Here is a 22,935-nt window from a genome sequence, read left to right on the forward strand (position 1 = left end):
CGTGCTGGTCGTGGTGGTCCTGGTGGTCATCTGTCACTCACATCCGGAAGACGCCGAAGCCGGGGGCGGTGCTGTCCTTCTGGGGAAGCGGGGCGTTGGCGCAGGCCGTCAGCGCCAGACCCACCACCTGACGGGTCTCCAGCGGATCGATCACCCCGTCGTCCCAGAGCCGCGCCGTCGCGTAATAGGCGTTGCCCTGTGTCTCGTACTGCGCGCGCACCGGGTCCTTGAACGCCTCTTCCTCCTCGGCCGGCCACTCCTCGCCGCGCCCCTCGATCTGGTCGCGCTTGACCGTCGCCAGGACGGACGCGGCCTGCTCGCCGCCCATCACCGAGATCTTGGCGTTGGGCCACATCCACAGGAAGCGGGGGGAGTAGGCCCGGCCGCACATCGAGTAGTTCCCCGCGCCGTAGGAGCCGCCGACCACGACGGTGAGCTTCGGCACGCGCGCGCACGCCACGGCCGTCACCATCTTCGCGCCGTGCTTGGCGATGCCGCCCGCCTCGTACGCCTTGCCGACCATGAACCCGGAGATGTTCTGGAGGAAGAGGAGCGGGATGCCGCGCTGGTCGCACAGCTCGATGAAGTGCGCGCCCTTCTGGGCCGATTCGGAGAACAGGATGCCGTTGTTGGCGACGATCCCCACCGGGTGGCCGTGGATCCGCGCGAAGCCGGTGACCAGCGTCGTACCGAACTCGGACTTGAACTCCGCGAACCGCGAGCCGTCCACGAGCCGTGCGATGACCTCACGGACGTCGTACGGCGTGCGCGAGTCGACCGGCACCGCCCCGTACAGCCCCGCGGGGTCGACCTTCGGCTCCTCCGCCGGCTCGACCAGCCAGGGCAGCGGGCCGCGCTCGGGCAGCGTCGAGACGATCGTGCGGACGATGCGCAGCGCGTGCGCGTCGTCCTCGGCGAGATGGTCGGTGACCCCCGACGTACGGGAGTGGACCTCGCCGCCGCCCAGCTCCTCGGCGGTGACGACCTCGCCGGTCGCCGCCTTCACCAGCGGCGGGCCGCCCAGGAAGATCGTGCCCTGGTCGCGGACGATCACGGCCTCGTCGCTCATCGCGGGCACGTAGGCGCCGCCCGCCGTGCAGGAACCGAGGACGGCCGCGATCTGCGGGACACCGGCGCCGGACATCCGCGCCTGGTTGTAGAAGATCCGGCCGAAGTGGTCACGGTCGGGGAAGACCTCGTCCTGCATCGGCAGGAAGGCGCCGCCCGAGTCCACGAGATAGACGCACGGCAGCCTGTTCTCCAGCGCGACCTCCTGGGCGCGCAGATGTTTCTTCACCGTCATCGGGTAATACGTCCCGCCCTTGACCGTGGCGTCGTTGGCGACCACGACCACCTCGCGGCCGCTGACCCGGCCGATCCCGGCGATCACCCCGGCCGCCGGCGCCTGGCCGCCGTACATGTCCTCCGCCGCCAGCGGGGCCAGCTCCAGGAAGGGCGAGCCGGGATCCAGCAGGGTGTCCACCCGGTCGCGGGGCAGCAGCTTCCCGCGCGCCACATGCCGGGCGCGGGACTTCTCACCGCCGCCGAGCCGGGCGGCGGCGAGCCGGTCGCGCAGGGCGTCCGAGAGCGCCTGATGCCCCGCCTCGTTGGCGCGCCAGGCCTCGGACGCCGGGTCGGCGGCGCTCGCCAGCACGGGTGCCTGCTGCATCGGTCGAGCTCCCTCGCTCCGTCTTTCCCGGTCCCGCCCGTTCACCACGCGTGGTTAGTGAGCGTTAACGTTTCGGTCTCAGGTTAACGACCGCTAACCGTCCTGTCTAGAATGGATTTCCATGAGCACCAGGACCGCGGCACCGACGCGCCGCGAGCAGATCCTCAACGAGGCCGCCAGGCTTTTCGCCGAGCGCGGTTTCCACGGGGTGGGCGTCGACGAGATAGGGGCGGCCGTCGGTATCAGCGGGCCGGGCCTGTACCGCCATTTCGCGGGCAAGGACGCCATGCTCGCCGAACTGCTCGTCGGCATCAGCGGCCGACTGCTGGACGGCGGCAGGAAGCGCGTGGCGGCCTCGACCGGCGATCCGGCGGCCGTGCTCGCCTCGCTGATCGACGGCCATATCGACTTCGCCCTGGACGACCGCCCGCTGATCACGCTCCACGACCGCGAACTGGACCGGCTCAGGGACAGCGACCGCAAGCTCGTACGGCAGCTCCAGCGGCAGTACGTGGAGCTGTGGGTCGGCGTCGTGCGCGAGATCCACCAGGACCTTCCCGAGCCGGTCGCCCGCGGCGCCGTGCACGCCGTCTTCGGCCTGCTGAACTCGACGCCCCACCTGAGCCCCACCGGCCGCGGCACACCCCGGCGCGCGGTGGCGGAAACGCTCCTGCGCCGTCTGGCGCACGGCGCGTTCGCCGCCCTCGGCGACCCTCAGGACGTCACGCCCTGAGCGTGGCCAGCTCCCTGGCCAGTGTCTCCACCGGCTGGAAGGTCGCGCCGAGCAGCGCCACGTGCTTCCAGTGCAGCGTGCCGTCCGGCGCGATCAGGAAGACCGCGCGGCGCAGCCCGATCCCGGGCGCGGCGATCCCGAACGCCTTCGCCACCGTCCGCCCGGTGTCGGCGAGCAGCGGGATCCGCAGGCCGTACTTACGGGCGAACGCCTCGTGGCTGTCGATGTCCTGCGGGCTGATGCCCCACACCTCGGCGCCGAGGTCGGTGAATGTCTCCAGACCGCTGGAGTACGAGCACAGCTGCTTGGTGCAGACGCTGGTGTCGTCGCCGGGGTAGAAGGCGAGGACCAGCGGGTGGCCCCGCCGCTCGTCGAGGCGGTACTCCCTCCGTACGAAGGTGTCGTCGCCGTCGAGCACCCCGCCGGGCAGGGCGAAGTTCTCCACCGGACGGCCGGGACCGGGTGATGCTGCCACAAGAGGCTCCCTTGCTGGTTCGGGTGCGCCGCTGTCGGCGCACTCCGTTCGTCGCACACGCTTCGTCGCACACGCTTCGTCGTCTTCTCGTCTGTCCCGCGGTGTGTCCTGCCGTCGTCGTCCTCGGCGCGGACACCGCCCCGGATCGCGCCCGGTACGTCCAGTCACCGGGACGAGCGGCACCGCGCGTACATCTGACGGCACAATGGGCTCATGCCGATACCCAGCCGCGAAGCTCTCGTCGACCACCTCGTCCGCACGCGCATCGCCGGAGACGTGGCCACACCCAGGGACAACAACCTCTCCCACTATCGCAAGCTCGCCAACGGCGACCGCCACTTCTGGCTGGGCCTGGAGCTCGGCGACCGCTGGACCGACGAGCAGGACGTGCTCGCCGTGATGGCCGAGCGGTGCGGGGTCAACGACGATCCGGAGCACCGGCACGGCCAGGACACCATCGACCCCGAGCTGACCGTCGACGCCCTGGGACGGATGGCGGCGCGGCTGCGCAAGGCGGCGGCGGGCCGCGAGAGCGTGCTGTTCGCGACCGGCCACCCCGGCGGTCTGCTGGACGTGCACCGGCAGACGGCGGACGCGCTGCGGCTCGCGGGCTGCGAGATCATCCGGATCCCCGGCGGCCTCACGGCCGACGAGGGCATGCTCTTCCAGTTCGCGGGCGTCGCGATGCTGGAGCGCGGGGCGACGCTCTGGCACACGCACTCGCCCGAGCCGATGCGGGCCATCCTGGACGGCCTGGAGCGCGACGGCAGACCACAGCCGGACCTGGTGCTCGCCGACCACGGCTGGGCGGGCTGCGCGGGCCAGCGGGGGCTCGACTCCATCGGGTACGCGGACTGCAACGACCCGGCCCTGTTCATCGGCGAGGCGGAGGGCACCCTGCAGGTGACGGTCCCGCTGGACGACCACGTCACGGACCCGCGCTTCTACGACCCGATGACGGAGTACCTGCTGCACGAGGCCGGCCTCACGAACACCGTCTGAGTACGAACGAGCGGCACCACGGCACCACAGCAGCCCGGCGCTGAGGACAGGCACAGCGGCCGGGCTCAGTCGCGCCCCGCCCCGGAGTCCCCGCCACCGGTCTCGGGCCCCCTTGGTATGCGCATGACGCCCTCCTGGATCACCGAGATCGCCAGCCGCCCGTCCCGTGTGTAGATCCGGGCCTGCCCGAGCCCCCGGCCACCGGACGCGGACGGCGACGTCTGGTCGCCCAGCCGCCCCTGCCGTGCGCGAGCAGCACCGAGTCGAGCAGTGTCATGTCGGAGACGTACGTCGCCAGGCAGACGTGCAGCAGCGGGTCGTCGGCGAGCTTGCCCACCGTGCGGAACCACACCTGCGAGCTGGCCTCGCGCGGCTGCCCGGCCGTGGCGTACGGCGGGGCGTCCACGTACCGCAGATCCACCGCGGCGCGCGCCTCCAGCAGCCGGTCGGCGACGGACGGGTCGACGAACCGGTCCGCGTAGCGCGGCAGCAGTTCGGCCGCGGTCGGCAGAGTCTCCGGATCCGGCGCCGGCGGCATCCCGGCCTGGTGCTCCAGGCCCTCCTCGTACGTCTGGAAGGACGCCGAGAGGTGGAAGATCGGCTGGCCGTGCTGGACGGCCACGACCCGGCGCGTGGTGAAGGACCGGCCGTCACGGATGCGGTCGACCGTGTAGACGATGGGCGCGCCGGGATCGCCCGCGCGCAGGAAGTACGAGTGCAGGGAGTGGGCCGGCCGGTCGGCGGGGACGGTACGGCCCGCGGCCACCAGGGCCTGCGCGGCGACCTGGCCCCCGTAGACGCGCGGGATCGCCGCGGAGCGGCTGAGACCGCGGAAGATGTCCTCCTCGATGCGCTCCAGGTCGAGCAGATCGAGGAGGGACTCCAGTGCGTTCATGGTGCTGACTGTGTCCCTGGTCCGTACGGTCCGGTCCTGTTGCTCTACAGGCCCATGGACTTGGCGATGATCATCTTCATGACCTCGCTGGTGCCGCCGTAGATGCGGTTGACGCGGTTGTCCGCGTACAGGCGGGCGATCGGGTACTCGTTCATGTAGCCGTAACCGCCGTGCAGCTGAAGGCACTTGTCGATCACGCGGTGCGCGACCTCCGTACAGAAGAGCTTCGCCGACGCGGCCTCGGCGGCGGACAGCTCGCCCGCGTCGTGGGCTTCGAGGGCACGGTCGCAGACGGCCTCGGCGGCGTCGACCTCGGCCTTGCAGGCGGCCAGTTCGAACTTGGTGTTCTGGAAGGAGGCGACGGTCTTGCCGAAGACGGTGCGGTCCTGGACGTAGTTCTGCGCGAACCGGATCGCGGCCGACGCCTGCGCGTACGCGCCGACGGCGATGCCCAGGCGCTCCTGCGGCAGATTCTGGCCGAGGTAGGAGAAGCCCTTGTTCTCCTCGCCGAGCAGATCGTCGACGGGCACCTTGACGTCGCTGAAGGACAGTTCGGCCGTGTCCGAGGACTTCAGCCCCAGCTTGTCGAGCTTGCGGCCGACCGCGTACCCCTCCGACCTGGTGTCCACGACGAAGAGCGAGATGCCGTGCCTGCGGTCCTCCGGGCTCGGCGGGGCGGTGCGGGCGCAGACGATGACGCGGTCGGCGTGCACGCCGCCGGTGATGAAGGTCTTCGCGCCGTTGAGGACGTAGTGCGAACCGTCGGCGGAGAGCTTGGCCGTGGTCTTCATGCCCGCGAGGTCGGAGCCGGTGCCGGGCTCGGTCATGGCGATGGCGTACATGCTCTCGCCGGTCACGAAGCCGGGCAGCCAGCGCTTCTTCTGCTCGTCGGTGGCGTACGCCTTCACGTACGGCAGGCAGAGCGCGACATGCACGCTCGACCCTCCGAAGGAGACACCCGCGCGGGCGCACTCCTCGGAGACGATCGCCTGGAACTTGAACGACTCCTCGCCAGCGCCCCCGTACTCCTCCGGCACCTCGATACCGAATATGCCCAGCTCGCCGAGCTTGTAGTAGAACTCGCGGGGGACCAGGCCCTCGGCGTACCACTCGTCGTAGACGGGGACGACCTCGGCCTCGATGAAGGCGCGGAGGGTCTCCCGGAACGCCTCGTGGTCCTCGTTGTAAACGCTACGGCGCACGGAAGCCCTCTCCTTCGGTCTGAGCGGTCTGAGCGGTGTGAGCAGTCTGGGGCGCTCTGTCTAAGCGCTTGCTCACCTCAAGTTACCGGGGGGTTCGCACGGGTGTCCAGACGCACAGGGAGTTGAAGGCGTCACAGCCGGTCCCGGCTCACAGCCATCGCAGCGCGAACCACAACTCCATCCGTACGTCCGCCTCGTCGAGGTCCGCGTCCAGCAGCGTCGCGCAGCGGGCGATGCGTTGGCGCACCGTGTTGCGGTGGACCGTCAGGGCCACCGCCGTGCGGTCCCAACTGCCGTGCAGTGACAGCCAGGTGCGCAGGGTCTCGGTCAGCGCGGGGGAGCCGGCGAGGGGGGCGAGGCGGGAACGGGCGTGGGCGGCGGCCTCTTCAGGAGGGACCAGCGCGGTCAGGGCGTCCGGAGCCGGCTCGTGGTGGCGGACGAGTGCCGTACGGGTCGCCTCCGCGCGGCGCAGGGCGCGCCCCGCCTGGGTGTCGGCCTCGGCCAGTGCGGTCGGCGCCGCCGGGGCGCTCACCCCGAGCGTCCAGCCCGGCTGGGCGGTGACCGGGCGGTCGGTGAGGACACGGATCGTGGTGCCGTCCGTCTCGGCCAGCGCGCTGCCGAGCGCCGCCGCCAGCGCCGACGCGGCGAAGGGCGTGTCGCCGCCCTGCGCGTGCACCACCGTCCACGGGCCGGGGCCGAGCAGCGGCGCCGCATCGGTGGGGTTCGCGCCCAGCAGGAGCCGTACGAGCGCAGCCGAGCGCGCCGCCTCCGCCGCGCCCTGGTGCGGCGCCGTGAGCAGCGACAGCAGGACGACGGCCACGCCCGTGACGGTGTGGTCCCCGGCCTCCCGGGCCCCGGCGGCGACGCCGAGGACCAGGCCCTGGCCGCCGCCCAGCGCGTACGCGGCCAGGCGCGCGTCGCCGACGGTGTCGGCGGCCGTGCCGTGCGGCGGATTCACCACGCGCGACAGGCGGACCAGCGCCGTACGGGATCCCGGTGCCGGGTCCCGGCCCGTGGCGTGCAGTTCCGCGCCGTCGGGGGCGAACAGCACCGCGCGGCCGCCGAGGCGCAGCGCGAGCTGGCGCAGCACCGCCGGGACCGGGTCGGGGCGGGCGGCGGCCGCCGCGAGGCCCTGCTGGGCCTCGGTGACCCGGCGCAGCTCGCGGTGGCGGGCCTCGGCCATCAGCCGCCACACCCCGCGCGCCACGGTGGTGAACGGTGTCCGCCGGGGGATCTCCAACAGAGGCAGCCCGTAGCGGTCGCACGCCTCGACCAGGCCGGCCGGGACCGTGTCGTACACCGGCGCGACCCCGAAGCCGAGCGCCGTGGCGCCCGCCTCGACGACCCTCCGTACATAGGTGTCGGCGTGCGCGTCCGTGAGCTGGACGCCCGCCGTCAGCAGCAGCTCACCGCCGAGCAGATACGGATACGGATCGGCCATCTCCGAGGTGTGCACCCAGTGGACGGCCACCCCCTCCGTACGGGCGTCCGGCAGACCCGCGATCAGGCGCAGGCCGAGCGTGCCGTCCGCGAGCAGTGCGGCCAGCGGGACCGGCGGGGTGGGCGGAGCGGAGGGTTCCGGCATGGATGGTCCATCCATCGGCGGTGGAAAGAATGGATGAAACGTACACTTCAGCGTTCCTTTCCGGCCACCTACCGTCGACTCGCACAAGGCACCACCCCGGAGTTGACCAGGAGCAGGAGGAAGCCCCATGGCTGTGGACTACGCGGTGATCGTCGTCTATCTCGCCGGCATGCTCGCCATGGGCTGGTGGGGCATGCGCCGCGCCAAGTCCAAAGCTGAGTTCCTGGTGGCGGGCCGCCGGCTCGGCCCCTGGATGTACTCCGGCACCATGGCCGCCATCGTCCTCGGCGGCGCCTCCACCATCGGCGGCGTCGGCCTCGGCTACCAGTACGGACTCTCCGGCGCCTGGATGGTCTTCACCATCGGCCTGGGGCTGCTGGCCCTGTCGGTGTTCTTCTCCGCGCGTATCGCCCGGCTGAAGGTCTACACCGTCTCCGAGATGCTCGACCTTCGGTACGGAGGCCGCGCCGGCATCATCTCGGGGCTGGTCATGTGGGCCTACACCCTCATGCTCGCGGTCACCTCGACCATCGCGTACGCCACGATCTTCGACGTCCTCTTCGACATGCACCGCACCGTCGCGATCATCCTGGGCGGCGCCATCGTGGTCGCGTACTCGGCCCTCGGCGGCATGTGGTCGATCACGCTCACCGACATGGTGCAGTTCGTCGTCAAGACGATCGGTGTGCTGCTGCTCCTGCTGCCCATCGCCGTCGTGAAGGCCGGCGGCTTCAGCGAGATGAAGGCGAAGCTTCCCACGGAGTACTTCGACCCGCTGGGCATCGGCGGCGAGACGATCTTCACGTACGTGCTGATCTACACCTTCGGCATGCTGATCGGGCAGGACATCTGGCAGCGGGTGTTCACCGCGCGCGGCGACAGGACCGCCCGCTGGGGCGGCACCGTCGCCGGTACCTACTGTCTCGTCTACGCGATAGCCGGAGCCGTCATCGGCACCGCCGCCAAGGTCCTCTACCCGACGCTGCCGAGCGCCGACGACGCGTTCGCCACCATCGTCAAGGACGAACTCCCGCCGGGCGTGCGGGGACTGGTGCTCGCCGCCGCCCTCGCCGCCGTGATGTCGACGTCCTCGGGCGCGCTGATCGCCTGCGCCACCGTCGCCAACAACGACATCTGGGCGCGGCTGCGGGAACTGCTCGGACAGCGGGCGGGGCGGCAGGGCGGGCAGGCGGACGCGGTGGGGGAGCGCGACGAGGTGCGGGACAACCGCGCCTTCATCCTGGTCATGGGCCTCGCCGTCATCTGCATCGCCATCGCGCTCAACGACGTCGTCGGGGCACTGACCGTCGCCTACAACCTCCTCGTCGGCGGCCTGCTCGTGCCCATCCTCGGCGGCCTCCTGTGGAAGCGCGGCACCGTGCAGGGCGCACTCGCCGCGATGGTCGTCGGCGGTCTCTCGGTGATCGGCCTGATGATCGCGTACGGCATCCTGGCCAACGAGCCCATCTACTACGGGCTGATCGCCTCGCTTGCCGTCTACCTCCTCGTCAGCCTGGCGACGAAGCCGACGGACGCCGCCGTGCTGGCCGCGTGGCGCGCCCGCCTCGCGGGCGAGGGGGCCGAGCCGGCCGAGGACGGTCCCCGGGAGCCGTCCGTGCCCGCCGGAAGCACGAGCTGAGGCCCGGACGCCCCGGACGCCCCGGAACCCGCCCACCGGCGACGCCGCTGTGAGCGCTGTCGGTGGGCGGGGTCATGCTGGACACGTACACGCACCACGAAAGGGCTCCACGAGCATGAGCAGCGCACCAGGACCCGACACCAGCGGCAGCGGCACCGGCACCGGCCGGGAAGGCGGCCCGCGCGGGCCCGTCGACTCCTCCCGCGTGCCCCGGTACGCGGGACCCGCCACCTTCGCCCGCCTGCCCAGGCTGGACGAGGTCGGGGCCGCCGACGTCGCCGTCGTCGGAGTGCCGTTCGACAGCGGGGTGTCCTACCGGCCCGGCGCCCGCTTCGGCGGCAACGCGATCCGCGAGGCGTCCCGGCTGCTGCGCCCGTACAACCCCGCCCAGGACGCGTCGCCGTTCGCGCTCGCGCAGGTCGCCGACGCCGGTGACATCGCCGCCAACCCGTTCAACATCAACGAGGCCGTCGACACGATCGAGGCGGCGGCCGACGACCTGCTCTCCACCGGCGCGCGCCTGATGACCCTCGGCGGCGACCACACGATCGCGCTGCCCCTGCTGCGCTCGGTCGCCAAGAAGCACGGCCCCGTCGCGCTGCTCCACTTCGACGCCCACCTGGACACCTGGGACACGTACTTCGGCGCCGAGTACACCCACGGCACCCCGTTCCGCCGGGCCGTCGAGGAAGGCATCCTCGATACGGAGGCGCTGTCGCACGTCGGCACCCGCGGGCCGCTCTACGGCAAGAAGGACCTGGACGACGACCACCGGATGGGCTTCGGCATCGTCACGTCCGCCGACGTCATGCGGCGCGGCGTCGACGAGGTCGCCGACCAGCTGCGGCAGCGCATCGGGGACCGGCCGCTGTACATCTCCATCGACATCGACGTCCTCGACCCGGCCCACGCGCCCGGCACCGGCACCCCCGAGGCCGGCGGCCTCACCTCCCGCGAACTCCTCGAAATCCTCCGGGGACTGGCCTCCTGCCACCTCGTCTCCGCCGACGTGGTCGAGGTCGCCCCGGCTTACGACCACGCGGAGATCACCTCCGTCGCCGCCTCCCACACGGCGTACGAACTGACCACGATCATGTCCCGCCAGATCGCTGAGGACCGCGCGAAGTGACACACGACCACCACCACGAGATCCCCCGCTACACCCCCGAGCAGACCGCGCACGCCCTGAACCCGCCCCCCGGGCGCAACGGCGGCGACCTCGTCGTCGAGACGCTCCACGGCCTCGGCGCCACCACCGTCTTCGGCCTGCCCGGCCAGCACGCGCTCGGCATGTTCGACGCGCTGCGCCGCTCCGACCTGGACTACATCGGGCTGCGCGTCGAGAACAACGCCGGATTCGCCGCCGACGCCTACGGCCGCGTCACCGGCGAGGTCGCGCCCCTGCTGCTCTCCACCGGGCCGGGCGCGCTGACCTCGCTCGCCGCGCTCCAGGAGGCCGCCGCGGCCTCCTCGCCCGTGCTCGCGATCTCCAGCCAGATCCCGTCGGCGGGCCTCGGCGGCGGCCGGCACGGCTATCTCCACGAACTGCGCGACCAGCAGGCCTCGTTCCGCGACATCGTCAAGTCCGTCCACCTCGTCCGTACGCCCTCCCAGATCCCGTCCGCCATCGCGGCGGCCTGGGAGTCCGCGCTCACCGCTCCGCACGGACCCGTCTGGGTCGAGATCCCGCAGGACGTCCTCCTCAAGGAGACGACACTGCCGCTCGTCACAGCCGTCGACGCCACCCCGCGCGAACTGCTGCCGCGCCCCGAGCTGATCGCCGTCGCCGCGCACGCCCTGTCGCACGCGGAGCGCCCCGTGATCATCGCGGGCGGCGGAGTCGTACGGGCGGACGCCGCGGGCAAGCTGCGGGCCCTCGCCGAGAAGCTGGCCGCGCCCGTCGTCACCACCTTCGGTGGGAAGGGCGCGTTCCCCTGGGAGCACCCGCTGTCGCTCCAGTCCTGGCTGGAGGACCGGCACACCACCGACTTCCTGGAGGACGCCGACGTCGTGCTGGTCGTCGGCTCCGGGCTCGGCGAACTGTCCTCCAACTACTACACGTTCCAACCGCGCGGCCAGGTGATCCAGATCGAGGCCGATCTCGGCAAACTGGAGTCGAACCTCCCGGCGCTCGGCATCCACGCCGACGCGCGGGAGGCACTGTCCGCGCTGCTGGAGTCGGTGACCGGACGCGACACCCCGGCCGCCGCCGAGTCCGCGCGGGACGCGGTCCGTACGGTGCTGGCGAAGGTACGGGCGCGGATCGGCGCCCAGGACCTGGAGCTGGAGCAGCGGGTGCTCGCCTCCGTAAGAGAAGCGCTGCCCGCCACCTCTCCCAGCTTCTGGGACATGACGATCCTCGCCTACTGGGCCTGGTCCGCCTGGCCCGGACCGATGCACTCCGGCCAGGGCGCCGGCGGTCTCGGCTACGGCTTCCCGGCGGCCCTGGGCGCGGCGGCGGCCGACCGGACGAAACCCGTCCTCGCGGTCTCCGGCGACGGCGGCGCGATGTACTCGATCGCCGAGCTGGCCACGGCCCGGCAGTACGGCCTCCCCGTCACCTGGCTGATCGTGGACGACGGCGGCTACGGGATCCTGCGCGAGTACATGACGGACGCCTTCGGCGAGACCACCGGCACCGAGCTGGCCCGCCCGGACTTCGTCGCGCTCGCCGAGTCCTTCGGCGTGCCGGCGGTCCGTACGACCCCCGAGTCGCTGCGTGCCGACCTGTCGAAGGCGCTGGCGGCCCCCGGCCCGTCGGTGGTGGTGCTCCCGGCGCTCCTGAAGCTGTTCGCCCCCACGCACCTCGCCGGGGCCGGCCAGCAGGGAGCCGGGGCACTCGGTCGTCAGTCCTAGTCCCTCCGGCGAGCCTGTACGTCCAAGGACGGGTATTTGTTGCAGCGGGATGAAATCCGCACGTCGGCGCGTTGATGCCTTCCGGCAGGGGGTCCACGGGGGACGCCCGCGTACCGACAAGCGGCAGGGCAACGGAGGGCGGCGACAGTGGCGGCGGAGCGGACAGACCCGGAGAGCAAGGGACCGGACCGGCAAGACCAGCCGGAGCAGCCGGACCGGCCAGAGCAGTCGGACCGGCCGGACCCGAGCGAGGCGAGTGGCAAAGACGCCGGCTGGGCCCGGCGTCTCATCGGCTACGCCTGGCGCTACCGGCGCAATGTGATCCTCGCCCTCGGCTCGTCCCTCGCCGGCATGGCCGTCATGGCCCTCGTCCCGCTGATCACCAAGGTCGTCATCGACGACGTCATCGGCACCGGCACCCGGTCCATCGCCGTCTGGACCGGCCTCCTCATAGCCGCGGCCGTCGTCATCTACGCCATGACATACATCCGCCGCTACTACGGCGGACGCCTCGCCCTGGACGTCCAGCACGACCTCCGTACAGAGATGTACGGCACCATCGCCGAGCTCGACGGCCGCCGCCAGGACGAACTGTCCACCGGACAGGTCATCGGCCGCGCCACCAGCGACCTCCAGCTCATCCAGGGCCTGCTCTTCATGCTGCCGATGACCATCGGCAACGTCCTGCTCTTCGTCATCTCCCTCGTGATCATGGCGTGGCTGTCACTGCCCCTGACCCTCGTCGCCATCGCCGTCGCCCCCGCCCTCTGGTACATCGCCCGCCGCAGCCGCACCCGGCTGCACCCCGCCACCTGGTACGCCCAGTCGCAGGCCGCGACCGTCGCCGGCGTCGTCGACGGATCCGTCTCCGGCGTACGCGTCGTCAAGGGCTTCGGCCAGGAGGACCAGGAGACCGGCAAACTGCGCGCCGCAAGCCGCAAGCTGTTCGCGGGCCGGCTGCGTACGATCAAGCTCAACTCCCGCTACACACCCGCCCTCCAGGCCGTACCGGCCCTCGGACAGGTCGCGATGCTCGCGTTCGGCGGCTGGCTCGCCACCCGCGGCGAGATCACCCTCGGCACGTTCGTCGCCTTCTCCACCTACCTCGCACAGCTCGTCGGCCCCGTCCGGATGCTCGCCATGGTCCTGACCGTCGGCCAGCAGGCCCGCGCCGGCGTCGAGCGGGTCCTCGAACTCATCGACACCGAGCCGTCGATCCAGGACGGCACGAAGGACCTCCCGGCGGACATCGAGGCGTCCGTCGAGTTCGACGACGTGACGTTCTCCTACGGAGACGGCCGCACCGTCCTGAACGGCTTCTCGCTGGAGATCCGCCCCGGCGAGACCGTCGCCGTCGTCGGCTCCTCCGGCAGCGGCAAGTCCACCGTGTCGCTGCTCCTGCCGCGCTTCTACGACGTCACGCACGGTGCCGTCCTCGTCGGCGGCCACGACGTACGCGAACTGACCCTCGGCTCCCTGCGCGCCGCCATCGGGCTCGTCCCCGAAGACAGCTTCCTCTTCTCCGACACCGTCCGCGCCAACATCGCCTACGGCAAACCCGACGCCACCGACGAGGAGATCGAACGAGCCGTCCGCGCCGCCCAGGCCGACCGCTTCATCGCCGACCTGCCCGCCGGCTACGACACCACCGTCGGCGAACAGGGCCTCACCCTCTCCGGCGGCCAGCGCCAGCGCATCGCCCTGGCCCGCGCCATCCTCACCGACCCCCGCCTGCTGCTCCTGGACGACGCCACCTCCGCCGTCGACGCCCGCGTCGAGCACGAGATCCACGAGGCGCTGCGCTCGGTGATGGCCGGCCGTACGACACTGCTCATCGCCCATCGCCGCTCCACCCTCGGCCTCGCCGACCGTATCGCCGTGCTCGACGACGGACGGCTCGCCGACATCGGCACCCACGACGAACTCCAGGAACGCTCCGCCCTCTACCGCCGGCTGCTCACCGACCCCGACGAACTGGGCGGCGTGTCCCCGGGCCACGTCCCGGCCGTCGTCGGAGGCACGGCGGCGGAGGACGACCGCACCGTCCAGGAGGAGCTGGACGCCGAGTTCGACGCGGAACGCGGCATCACACCCACCCTGTGGGAACGCGAAGAGGCACCCACCGAGGAGTCCGCCGCGCCCGGCGCGACCCCCGAACTCCTCGCACAGGTCGAGGCGTTGCCACCGGCCACCGACGTCCCGTCGATCGACGAGGCCCGCGCCGTGGACTCCGAGTCGTCGTACGGGCTCCGCCGACTGCTGCGCGGCTTCGGCCTGCCCCTGGCGGCCAGCCTCGCGCTGGTCGCCGTCGACGCCGGAATGGGCCTGCTGCTGCCCGTCCTGATCAGGCACGGCATCGACGAAGGCGTCGGACAGCTCGCGCTCGGCGCGGTATGGGCCGCGTCCCTGCTCGGTCTGCTCGTCGTATCGGTCCAGTGGATCGCCCAGATCGGCGAGACGCGGATGACCGGCCGCACCGGTGAGCGCGTCCTGTACTCACTGCGCCTGAAGATCTTCGCGCAGCTCCAGCGGCTCGGACTCGACTACTACGAGCGCGAGTTGACCGGCCGCATCATGACCCGCATGACGACGGACGTCGACGCCCTGTCGACTTTCCTGCAGACCGGGCTCGTCACGGCCTTCGTCTCCGTCGTCACCTTCTTCGGCATCCTCGTCGTACTGCTCGTCATCGATGTGCAGCTGGCACTGGTCGTCTTCGCGACGCTGCCCGTGCTGATCGTCGGCACCGTCTTCTTCCGGCGCAAGAGCGTCAAGGCGTACGAGCTGGCGCGCGAGCGGATCAGCGTCGTCAACGCCGACCTCCAGGAGTCCGTGTCCGGGCTGCGCATCGTCCAGGCCTTCGGCCGTGAGAAGGACGGCGCGGCGCGGTTCGCGGGCCGCAGCGACCACTACCGGCAGGCGCGGGTACGCGGCCAGTGGCTGATCTCCATCTACTTCCCGTTCGTCCAGCTGCTGTCGTCGGTCGCCGCGGCGGCCGTACTGATCGTCGGCGCGGGCCGGGTGGAGGCGGGCACACTGACGACCGGCGCACTCGTCGCGTACCTCCTCTACATCGAGCTGTTCTTCGCGCCCGTGCAGCAGCTGTCGCAGGTCTTCGACGGCTACCAGCAGGCCACGGTCTCGCTGGGGCGCATCCAGGAGCTGCTGCGCGAGCCGACATCCACGGAGGAGGCGAAGAAGCCGATCGACGTGCCGTCGCTGCGCGGCGAGATCGCCTTCGAGGATGTGCACTTCGCGTACGGCACGCTGGAGGGCGGCCTGGCGGAGGGTGGCCCGGCGGAGGGCGGCCCGGCGGAGGGCGGCGGCGCGGGTGATCCGGTCCAGTTGATCAAGGCCCCGGTCCAGGAGGAGACCGCCCTCATGGGCATCAACCTCCGTATACCGGCCGGTCAGACGGTCGCCTTCGTCGGCGAGACGGGCGCGGGCAAGTCCACGCTCGTCAAGCTCGTCGCCCGCTTCTACGACCCGACGTCCGGGCGCGTGACGGCGGACGGCACCGACCTGCGCGACCTGGACATGACCGCGTACCGGCACCGGCTCGGCGTCGTACCGCAGGAGGCGTACCTCTTCGCCGGTACGGTGCGCGACGCCATCGCCTACGGGCGGCCGGGGGCGACCGACGCCGAGGTGGAGGCGGCGGCCCGCGCGGTCGGCGCGCACGAGATGATCGCCACGCTGGAGGGCGGCTATCTGCACGAGGTCGCCGAGCGGGGCCGTAACCTCTCCGCCGGTCAGCGGCAGTTGATCGCCCTGGCCCGCGCGGAGCTGGTCGACCCGGACGTGCTGCTCCTCGACGAGGCGACCGCCGCGCTCGACCTCGCCTCCGAAGGGCTGGTCAACCAGGCGACGGACCGGCTGTCGGGGCGGCGGACGACGCTGGTCGTCGCGCACCGGCTGACGACGGCCGCGCGCGCGGACCGGGTGGTCGTGATGGACCACGGCCGGGTCGTGGAGGACGGTACGCACGGGGAACTGCTCGCGCTGGGCGGCTCGTACGCGCGGCTGTGGCGCAGCTTCATCGGCGAGGCCGAGGCCGAGGCCGGGACCGGCACCGAGGGCGAGCCGGAGGAGGAGCGCGCCACCGTCGCGGGGGCGTGAGGCTGGAGGCGGCCTACCACTGGAGCGTGGGGGCGCCGTCCGCGTCGAGGGTCTCGGCCAGCAGGTCGGCGTAGCGGCGCAGGTCCTCGTGCCAGCCGACGAACGACGCGAAGTCCCGCATATGGATGGCGAGTCGGAGGGTGGCGGCGCGGGCGGTGCCGGGCGGTAGTTCCGCGGCGGCGGGCGCCGGATTGCTGTCGTCCGGACTGCCCTCTGTACGGAGGTAGCCGGCGAGCAGGGCGCGGGCCGCGGCCGGATAGTCCACGGACGGGCCCTGGCCGGCGGCGCCGAGACCGCGCCTGGCGGCGGAACGCAACTCGTGCAGTTCGCCGAGGATCCAGCCGAGGTCGAGCGCCGGGTCGCCGCCCGTGACCTCCTCGCCGGTGAGCAGAACGCTGTCACCGGCAGGGGAGGGGACCAGCCAGCCGGTGCTCGGAGCACCGTGCAGCAGGACCGCTCCTCCCCTGCCGGGTGGTTCTTGGGCGGCCACGGCCCAGTCGGTCAGCCGGGTCCACAGGCGTGGGCCGAGCCGGTCGTGGGCCAGGGCGCGCAGCCGGGCGCCGTCCCCGTCGGGAGCCGCGTCGGGAGCGGCCCCCGAGATCCAGTCCAGGAGCCGCCCGACGCCGTGGTGCGGCGGTACGGGCTCCCCGAACTCCCACGGCACGTCGTGCAGTTGCCGCAGTGTCCGGCCCACGTCCGCCAACGCCCGTACGGAGAGCCGGTAGGCGGTCTCGTCACCGGAGGGCAGCAGCCGGGCGACCGAGACGGCGCCGGGCACGCGGTACACCACGCCGCCCTCCTCGGACACCGCGTCCCACTCACCGAGGGCGAGCCGCGCGCCGGACGCGTCTCGCGTGATGCGGTCGGGGGCGCTGCCGTCACGTGCGCTGCCGTCACGCGCGATGGCGGCGTCCACGCGGTGCAGCGCCACGCCGGCCGCAGGCGAGGGAGGCGCCTGCGGCCGGTCGTGGGCCGGCCCGGGGACGCGCAGCCAGCTGAACCGGGCGTCGCCGTGGTACCGCACGCTGATGCGCAGGTACCGGGTGCCGTACTCGCGTACGGTCACGGATCCGGCGGCCCCCGCAGGCCGTACCGCCGCGGGGACCGCCGGGGCGTCGGCCCGATCAGCCACGGCCGTCCCGCCGACGGACCGCTTCGACGATCTCCCGCGCGTCCTTGAGAGCGGCGGCCTGGCCCTCCGTAAAGAGGACACCACCGCAGTTGAGGATCACCTCGTCCACTCCGGCGTCCTTGTACTCGCCGAGCACGCCCGCGATGTGGTCGGCGGAGCCGTACACGTACGTCCCGCTGTCCACCAGGGAGACGGCGCCGGCCCGCGGGTCGGCCGGGTCGGCCGCGACTCCGGCCCGGCGCAGCATGTCCGTGTAGTGGTCGGCGGAGAGGTGCCCGGCGGCGGCGGTGTGCGCGAGGACGTACGGGTCGCGCTTCGGGCGGTCGACGGCGACATGGACGACGGTCGCGACCCGGCACCGGGAGTCCCGGCCCTTGGCGCCCTCGTCCAGGGCGGGTATGAGGGTCTCGGCGACATAGCCGGGCGGGGTCATCCAGGTGATGGCGACATCGGCGACACCGCCCGCGGTGCGCGCCATGTTGGGGCGCAGCACGCCCACCCCGACCTCCACGCGCGGGTGTTCCATCGGCATCAGGCGTCCGCGCAGCGCGTGGTAGTCGCCGTCGTGGTCGACGATCTCGCCGTCGAGCAGGGAGCGGACCGTACGCAGGTACTCGGCGGCCATCGTGCGGGGGCTGTCGTACGGCCGCCCGTTCAGGCTCCGTACGAAGGCGGGCGCGCCGACGCCGTAGCCGGCGACCACCGGGTGACCCGTCGTCAGGGCCAGCGAACGGGCCTGGAGGGCCGCCTCGTACGGGTGGCGCAGCGGCATCAGGGTCACGCTGGTGCCGACCGGGACGCGTACGCCGGCGCCGGCCAGATGCGCGAACACCTGGTGCGTCTCCACCTTGAGCGACTGGCCCATCCATACGCGGCGTGCGTCGCCGTCGCGCACCAGCTCGGCGTAGGGACGGACGGTCTCGGTGGTGTCCGGCATGCTCGGTACGAGGATGCTCGGCAGCGTGGACCGGTCGGAGGCGTCGGTGGTCACGAGGCAGCACACCTTCCCTGATAGCTGTGGCGATTGCTCCGGCTGATGCTCTGGCCGCCGCGCGTGCCACGCGGTGCCTGTTGCTCACTGTATCTGTTGTGATTCCTTGACGGAATGTTGTGTTTCCATTATCTTTCTCGATATGAGCCCAGTGAGCCATCGCGAGGGATCGCCGATCTACAACCAGCTGAGAGTCCTGCGCGCGGAGCGCGGCCTCAGCAGGGTCGCGCTCGCCAACTCGGTGGAGGTCCACCCGCAGACGATCGGCGCCATCGAACGGGGTGACTACTTCCCGAGTCTCGATCTGGCGTTCCGGCTCAGCGACGTGTTCGGGCTTCCGGTCGAGGCGATCTTCAGTCGTAAGCCCTTCGTCCCGCTCTCCGCCCAGCTGTACAACAAGGAGGAACGCTCGTGACGCCGCAACAAGGTTCCGACGAGACGACAACGGTGGCCCGGGGTCCCCTGCGGCCGATGGCGATCGCGCTCGGCGCGCTCAGCGTGGTGATGGTGGTGCTGTCGCAGATCTCGGACGGCAACGCCTTCTCCGACTCCTGGTGGCTCGTGGCCTTCGTCGTCTGGCTGATGCTGTGGGGCATGCTGCGCTCGATGACCCGCGGCCTGGGCGAACGGCCCGTGGCGGGACTCGACGAGCGCGAGCAAGTCGTACGCAACCGGGTCGTGTTCGTCGGGTACCAGTGCGCGGTCGGCGCCGGCATGGCGGTCGTACTGGTCATGGTCGCCTTCCAGAACGAGCCCGATGTGATCGAGCGGATTCCCGCGCTGCTCACCACGCTGATGCTGACCGCCGCCGCGCTGCCGTCGATCCTCCTGGGACTGTCCGGTATGGACGGCGAGGACAGCGAGAGCTTCCGGGACGAGTAGGACGGGTAACACGGTGAGGCGGGTGCCCACCGATTGCGGCGGTGGGCACCCGCCCTGTACGCGTCGTGCTGGTGGTGCTGGTGGTGCGTCGTGCTCAGCGGGTCACGCGGTTCAGCAGGAGTGGTCGAACGTGTTGTCGATCGACACGGCCGAGATGGCGGACGCGGCGGAGATGCACGCGGCCGACGAGGTGACCGTGACGGTGATGGTGGCGCCGGGCGCCTCCACCGCGGGGACGATCTCGTCGGCGTCGGCGTAGCTGGTGTAACCGCTGATCAGGGACTGGGTGTTCATTGCGACTCCTAGAGCGATTCGAGATTCGAACGATTCGAACGATTCGGATGAACGGTGATCGGATCGGCGATTGCCGCCGAGCGCTGCCGGTTCAGCAGGAGTGATCGAAGGTGTTGTCGATCGACACGGCCGAGACGGCGGAGATCGCGGAGATGCACGCCTGCGACGAGGTCGTGACGGTGGTGATGATGAGGCCCGGTGCCTCAGCCGCGGGGACGATCTCTTCTGCCTCGGCGTAACTGGTGTAGCCGCTGATCAGGGACTGGGTGTTCATAGCGACTCCCTAAGACGGAACGAGAACGAATACGTGCACGGTTCGGCGATCGCTGGATGGCACGGCGCTGCCGTTACGCGGTGACGCGGTTCAGCAGGAGTGGTCGAAGGTGTTGTCGATCGACACGGCCGAGATGGCGGACGCGGCGGAGATGCACGCCTGCGACGAGGTCACCGTGATGGTGATGGTGCCGCCCGGGGCGTCCACCGCGGGAACGATCTCCTCGGCGTCGGCGTAGCTGGCGTAGCCGCTGATCAGGGACTGAGTGTTCATGGCAACTCCCTTGGACGATAGCGAGAATGAACGGTGACCGGATCGGCAATTGGGGAATCACGCTCTCCGGCTGTGCCAGCACCATTCCGTCACCGGTGCCGCGCTGGCAATGGAGTTGACCGCTTTCGGACAGTGGCCGCTTTCGGTCAACGGGCCCCGTTGAGCCCGTAGTTGACCCCGTCTATGCTCGCCGGGATGACCCGAAATCAACTGCGCCGCCTGGTATTGGACAACGGTCTGCGGGTGCTGCTCGCACCCAATCCGACCGGCGCGTCAATCGGTGTCGCCGTGCACTACGGAGTGGGTTTCCGGACCGAGCCCAAGGGGCACACGGGTCTTGCCCATCTCTTCGAACATCTCATGGTCCAGGGCGGCCATGGAGGCCCACCCGGCGGATACCTGCCCCAGGTACAGCGCGCCGGCGGCCTCGGAGACGCCAAGACCAGACAGGACCTGACGGTTTATTACGCCGCAGCCCCCGCAACGGCGTTGGAAATGCTGCTCGGTCTTGAAGCAGACCGAATGCGTTCACCGCGTATTTCCGCGCAGAATCTACGCACACAGACCGCCGTGATTGACGAAGAGATACGTCTCATGGTGCGCAATCGTCCGTACGGCGCTTTTCCCTGGGTGCTGCCACGTGCCCTGCACAGCCGCGCCGAAAACGCGCGGGACGGATACGGCGAGACCGTCGATCTCGCGGCCCTTGACATCCCGCTGTGCGAGCGATTCTTCATCGACCACTACGGGCCCGGAAATGCCCTCGTGACGCTGACCGGCGCGTTCGACCCGGACACGGCGGAACGCCTCGTACGCCGCTGCTTCGGCCCCCTGCCGGCGCGTCCCACGGTGGCCGCGCCCGACGGCCCCGAGCCGGCGCCCCGGGCGGAGATACAGCTGTCGGTCACCGACCCGCACGCCGGACTGCCCGCGGTGGCGGTCGGCTACCGGATGCCGGATCCAGTGACCGAGCGCGCCGACTACCTCGCGCACCTCGTCCTGGCGGCGCTGCTGGGGCAGGGCAGACACGCGTTGCTGCGCCGGGGGCCGGCGGCGCCGACCGGGGTGTCGAGCCTGTCGGTGGGGTGCGGGCTGTTCGGGCTGCCGCTGGACACGACGGGGCCTGATCTGCTGACGCTGTTCGCGGTGTACGGAAGCGGGGGAGACGGGGACGCCGGGCGCGTCACGGACGCGCTGGACACCGTACTGACGACACTCGCCGAGAACGAGGTCGACGCCGGGCTGCTGCACGCCACCACCGCGCGCTGGGCGTCCGGGGCGCTGCGCGAACTGGGCGACCCGGGCACCCGGGCCCAGCTCCTCGGCGCGCGGGAAATGCTCTTCGGCGAGGCCGAGTTGACCGAACGGCTGCCCGAGCTGATACGGACCGGGGTGACCGGCGAGCAGGTGAGCCGGGCCGCCGCCCGGCTGCGCGACTCGCACCGGGCGGTCGTACGTTTCGTACCGCGCGCGACCGAGACCGCGACCGAGACCGCGACGGCCCGTGGAAAGGCCGCGGCATGACCGGCGACGCGCGGCTGCCGCTGCCCGACCTCGACACCACCCTCCCCAACGGTCTCCGGGTGGTGCTCTGTTCGGCCCCCGTCGTCCCCCTCGTCGAGGTCCGGCTCACCGTCCCGTACGCCGCCACCGGACCGGGCGAGGTCGCGCTGCGCCAACTGCTGGCCGGGATCCTGCTGCAAGGCACCACGCGCCGCGACGCCGACGCCTTCGACACGGCCCTCGCCACGCACGGCGCCACGCTCAGCGCCGGGGCCGACGCCCGCAGGTTCAGCGTCACCGGACACACCCTCGCCGGCTCCCTGCCCGCCGTGCTGGCCCTGTTGGCCGAGACGGTGCTCGGGCCCCGGCTGACGGAGGACGTCGTCGCCCCCGAACGGGCCAGGCTGGCCCGCCGTATCGAGCTCTCCTCCCACCAGCCGGCGGCCGTCGCCCAACAGGCGCTGCTGCGCAGGCGGTACGGCGACGAGGTCGCCGCGCGCCTCCAGCCCGCGCCTCAACTGGCCGCCGCCTGCACGCCGGAGGACCTGGCCGAGCTGCACGCGCGCCATCTGGGAGCCACCGGCGCGGTGCTCGTCCTGGTCGGCGATCTGCGGCCCGAGGACGCTCTCGCCGCGGTCACCGACGTGTTCGGGGCGTGGCAGGCCGGGGCGGCCGACGACGTACCCCAGTCGCCGCCGTCGTTCGTGGGCGGACCGCCGCTGTGGGTGGACCGGCCGGGCGCCGTGCAGAGCATGATCCGGCTGGCGACCCCGGCGCTGCCGCGTACCGATCCGGGCTATCCGGCCCTGCATCTGGCCCAGTTGGTCTTCGGCGGGTCCTTCGCCTCCCGGCTGGTCGCGCACCTGCGCGAGGAGAAGGGGTACGCGTACCAGCTCGGCTCCGGCATGGAGTCCGTACCGGGCGCGTCGACGCTGATGGTCGAGGCCGACACCGCGGCCGAGCACACGGTGGCGGCGCTCGGGGTGATCCGGGGCGAGCTGGAGCGGATGGCGGCCGAACTCCCGTCGGAGGGGGAGGTCGACGCGGCCAGGAGCTACGCGATCGGCTCCATCGCCACGGCGATGTCCTCCCCGGCCTCCCTTGCCTCCGGCCTGTCGAATCTGCTGCACATCGGGGTCGGGGCGAACTGGCTGCACGGGTGGGGGCCGTTGCTGGACGGGGTGCCGTACGAGGCGGTCACGGAGGCGGCCCGGCGGTTCTTCCGGCCCGAGGCCTTCACGGGCGTAGTGCTCGCCGACGAGTCGGCGGTCGCGCCGCTGCGGCGCGACGATTCGGCCGAACTCGACTTCTGAGCCTGAGAGGGGCCGGGGGGGTGGGGGGGGCCCCCCCCCCCCCCGCCCCGGGGGGGGGGGCCCCGCGGCCGGTTCGGTACGGCGAGCATGCGCCGGAT

At 71.6% G+C, this 22,935-nt stretch carries 19 protein-coding genes and 1 pseudogene; 10 read left to right on the forward strand and 10 right to left on the reverse strand.

Going from position 1 to position 22,935, the window contains the following annotated elements:
* Positions 1–37 precede the first annotated feature (37 nt).
* Positions 38–1,669, reverse strand: coding sequence for a carboxyl transferase domain-containing protein (locus ACFT9I_RS12690; RefSeq protein WP_382563465.1), 1,632 nt, complete (start codon positions 1,667–1,669; stop codon positions 38–40).
* A 121-nt stretch (positions 1,670–1,790) separates the two neighbouring features.
* Here ACFT9I_RS12690 and ACFT9I_RS12695 point away from each other — a divergent pair, with 121 nt between their 5' ends.
* Positions 1,791–2,402: a TetR/AcrR family transcriptional regulator gene (locus ACFT9I_RS12695; protein WP_382563466.1), complete on the forward strand. Its 612-nt coding sequence runs from the start codon at positions 1,791–1,793 to the stop codon at positions 2,400–2,402.
* Here the strand turns inward: ACFT9I_RS12695 and ACFT9I_RS12700 are convergent.
* Complete coding sequence (locus tag ACFT9I_RS12700; RefSeq protein ID WP_382563468.1) at positions 2,392–2,877, reverse strand: peroxiredoxin; 486 nt, start codon at positions 2,875–2,877, stop codon at positions 2,392–2,394. The two genes, ACFT9I_RS12695 and ACFT9I_RS12700, sit on opposite strands and share 11 nt — an antisense overlap.
* A gap of 213 nt (positions 2,878–3,090) precedes the next feature.
* Between ACFT9I_RS12700 and ACFT9I_RS12705 the strand changes: the two genes are divergently transcribed.
* Positions 3,091–3,879, forward strand: a complete 789-nt coding sequence (locus ACFT9I_RS12705; RefSeq protein ID WP_382563470.1) for a phosphatase — start codon at positions 3,091–3,093, stop codon at positions 3,877–3,879.
* A gap of 65 nt (positions 3,880–3,944) precedes the next feature.
* Here ACFT9I_RS12705 and ACFT9I_RS12710 read toward each other — a convergent pair.
* From ACFT9I_RS12710 to ACFT9I_RS12720, 3 genes and pseudogenes are all read right to left on the reverse strand, one after another.
* A pseudogene (locus ACFT9I_RS12710) lies at positions 3,945–4,774 on the reverse strand (acyl-CoA thioesterase).
* Between the two features lie 44 nt (positions 4,775–4,818).
* Positions 4,819–5,976, reverse strand: a complete 1,158-nt coding sequence (locus ACFT9I_RS12715; RefSeq protein WP_382563471.1) for an acyl-CoA dehydrogenase family protein — start codon at positions 5,974–5,976, stop codon at positions 4,819–4,821.
* Between the two features lie 148 nt (positions 5,977–6,124).
* Entirely contained in the window at positions 6,125–7,561 is a 1,437-nt protein-coding gene (locus ACFT9I_RS12720) for a PucR family transcriptional regulator (RefSeq protein ID WP_382563473.1), read from the reverse strand.
* 127 nt (positions 7,562–7,688) lie between these two features.
* Between ACFT9I_RS12720 and ACFT9I_RS12725 the strand changes: the two genes are divergently transcribed.
* The 4 genes from ACFT9I_RS12725 (at position 7,689) to ACFT9I_RS12740 (ending at position 16,175) form a co-directional block, all read left to right on the forward strand.
* Complete coding sequence (locus ACFT9I_RS12725) at positions 7,689–9,200, forward strand: sodium:solute symporter (protein WP_382563475.1); 1,512 nt, start codon at positions 7,689–7,691, stop codon at positions 9,198–9,200.
* A gap of 115 nt (positions 9,201–9,315) precedes the next feature.
* The gene (gene speB, locus ACFT9I_RS12730; RefSeq protein ID WP_382563477.1) at positions 9,316–10,329 is read left to right on the forward strand and encodes an agmatinase; all 1,014 of its coding nucleotides are present in this window, start codon (positions 9,316–9,318) and stop codon (positions 10,327–10,329) included.
* Positions 10,326–12,056: a thiamine pyrophosphate-binding protein gene (locus ACFT9I_RS12735; protein WP_382563479.1), complete on the forward strand. Its 1,731-nt coding sequence runs from the start codon at positions 10,326–10,328 to the stop codon at positions 12,054–12,056. The genes speB and ACFT9I_RS12735 overlap by 4 nt, the downstream gene beginning before the upstream one ends.
* Positions 12,057–12,344: 288 nt before the next feature.
* On the forward strand, positions 12,345–16,175 hold the full coding sequence (locus ACFT9I_RS12740) for an ABC transporter ATP-binding protein (RefSeq protein WP_382563519.1): 3,831 nt from the start codon (positions 12,345–12,347) through the stop codon (positions 16,173–16,175).
* A gap of 13 nt (positions 16,176–16,188) precedes the next feature.
* Here ACFT9I_RS12740 and ACFT9I_RS12745 read toward each other — a convergent pair whose 3' ends face one another.
* A complete protein-coding gene (locus tag ACFT9I_RS12745) occupies positions 16,189–17,307 on the reverse strand; it encodes a hypothetical protein (protein WP_382563481.1) in 1,119 nt (372 codons plus the stop codon).
* Positions 17,300–18,298 (reverse strand): LLM class flavin-dependent oxidoreductase, encoded by a 999-nt coding sequence (locus ACFT9I_RS12750; protein WP_382563483.1) that lies wholly within the window; start codon positions 18,296–18,298, stop codon positions 17,300–17,302. The genes ACFT9I_RS12745 and ACFT9I_RS12750 overlap by 8 nt, the downstream gene beginning before the upstream one ends.
* Positions 18,299–18,440: 142 nt before the next feature.
* On the opposite strand from ACFT9I_RS12750, the gene ACFT9I_RS12755 reads away from it, so the two are divergent.
* Positions 18,441–18,713, forward strand: coding sequence for a helix-turn-helix transcriptional regulator (locus tag ACFT9I_RS12755; RefSeq protein WP_031231541.1), 273 nt, complete (start codon positions 18,441–18,443; stop codon positions 18,711–18,713).
* Complete coding sequence (locus ACFT9I_RS12760) at positions 18,710–19,180, forward strand: hypothetical protein (RefSeq protein WP_382563485.1); 471 nt, start codon at positions 18,710–18,712, stop codon at positions 19,178–19,180. The genes ACFT9I_RS12755 and ACFT9I_RS12760 overlap by 4 nt, the downstream gene beginning before the upstream one ends.
* Positions 19,181–19,291: 111 nt before the next feature.
* Here ACFT9I_RS12760 and ACFT9I_RS12765 read toward each other — a convergent pair whose 3' ends face one another.
* The 3 genes from ACFT9I_RS12765 to ACFT9I_RS12775 form a co-directional block, all read right to left on the reverse strand.
* Entirely contained in the window at positions 19,292–19,474 is a 183-nt protein-coding gene (locus tag ACFT9I_RS12765; RefSeq protein WP_382563487.1) for an LxmA leader domain family RiPP, read from the reverse strand.
* 91 nt (positions 19,475–19,565) lie between these two features.
* Positions 19,566–19,748 (reverse strand): LxmA leader domain family RiPP, encoded by a 183-nt coding sequence (locus ACFT9I_RS12770; protein ID WP_382563488.1) that lies wholly within the window; start codon positions 19,746–19,748, stop codon positions 19,566–19,568.
* Positions 19,749–19,838: 90 nt separating this feature from the next.
* Positions 19,839–20,021, reverse strand: a complete 183-nt coding sequence (locus ACFT9I_RS12775) for an LxmA leader domain family RiPP (RefSeq protein ID WP_382563490.1) — start codon at positions 20,019–20,021, stop codon at positions 19,839–19,841.
* A 195-nt stretch (positions 20,022–20,216) separates the two neighbouring features.
* Between ACFT9I_RS12775 and ACFT9I_RS12780 the strand changes: the two genes are divergently transcribed.
* Together ACFT9I_RS12780 and ACFT9I_RS12785 are read left to right on the forward strand one after the other, a co-directional pair.
* Positions 20,217–21,545, forward strand: coding sequence for a M16 family metallopeptidase (locus ACFT9I_RS12780; RefSeq protein ID WP_382563492.1), 1,329 nt, complete (start codon positions 20,217–20,219; stop codon positions 21,543–21,545).
* Positions 21,542–22,837 carry a M16 family metallopeptidase gene (locus ACFT9I_RS12785; protein WP_382563494.1) on the forward strand — a complete coding sequence of 432 codons (1,296 nt, stop codon included), beginning with the start codon at positions 21,542–21,544 and terminating at the stop codon, positions 22,835–22,837. Before ACFT9I_RS12780 ends, ACFT9I_RS12785 begins: the two co-directional genes overlap by 4 nt.
* The last annotated feature ends 98 nt before the right edge of the window (positions 22,838–22,935 follow it).

This window comes from Streptomyces sp. NPDC057137, from assembly GCF_042670825.1.
Classification (GTDB): domain Bacteria; phylum Actinomycetota; class Actinomycetes; order Streptomycetales; family Streptomycetaceae; genus Streptomyces.

Excerpts from the sequence above, each read along its gene's own strand:
- ACFT9I_RS12690 (WP_382563465.1), bottom strand. The coding sequence starts at position 1,669 with ATGCAGCAGGCACCCGTGCTGGCGAGCGCCGCCGACCCGGCGTCCGAG.
- ACFT9I_RS12695 (WP_382563466.1), top strand. The coding sequence starts at position 1,791 with ATGAGCACCAGGACCGCGGCACCGACGCGCCGCGAGCAGATCCTCAAC.
- ACFT9I_RS12705 (WP_382563470.1), top strand. The coding sequence starts at position 3,091 with ATGCCGATACCCAGCCGCGAAGCTCTCGTCGACCACCTCGTCCGCACG.
- ACFT9I_RS12720 (WP_382563473.1), bottom strand. The coding sequence starts at position 7,561 with ATGCCGGAACCCTCCGCTCCGCCCACCCCGCCGGTCCCGCTGGCCGCA.
- ACFT9I_RS12725 (WP_382563475.1), top strand. The coding sequence starts at position 7,689 with ATGGCTGTGGACTACGCGGTGATCGTCGTCTATCTCGCCGGCATGCTC.
- speB (WP_382563477.1), top strand. The coding sequence starts at position 9,316 with ATGAGCAGCGCACCAGGACCCGACACCAGCGGCAGCGGCACCGGCACC.
- ACFT9I_RS12755 (WP_031231541.1), top strand. The coding sequence starts at position 18,441 with ATGAGCCCAGTGAGCCATCGCGAGGGATCGCCGATCTACAACCAGCTG.
- ACFT9I_RS12765 (WP_382563487.1), bottom strand. The coding sequence starts at position 19,474 with ATGAACACCCAGTCCCTGATCAGCGGTTACACCAGCTACGCCGACGCC.
- ACFT9I_RS12770 (WP_382563488.1), bottom strand. The coding sequence starts at position 19,748 with ATGAACACCCAGTCCCTGATCAGCGGCTACACCAGTTACGCCGAGGCA.
- ACFT9I_RS12775 (WP_382563490.1), bottom strand. The coding sequence starts at position 20,021 with ATGAACACTCAGTCCCTGATCAGCGGCTACGCCAGCTACGCCGACGCC.
- ACFT9I_RS12780 (WP_382563492.1), top strand. The coding sequence starts at position 20,217 with ATGACCCGAAATCAACTGCGCCGCCTGGTATTGGACAACGGTCTGCGG.
- ACFT9I_RS12785 (WP_382563494.1), top strand. The coding sequence starts at position 21,542 with ATGACCGGCGACGCGCGGCTGCCGCTGCCCGACCTCGACACCACCCTC.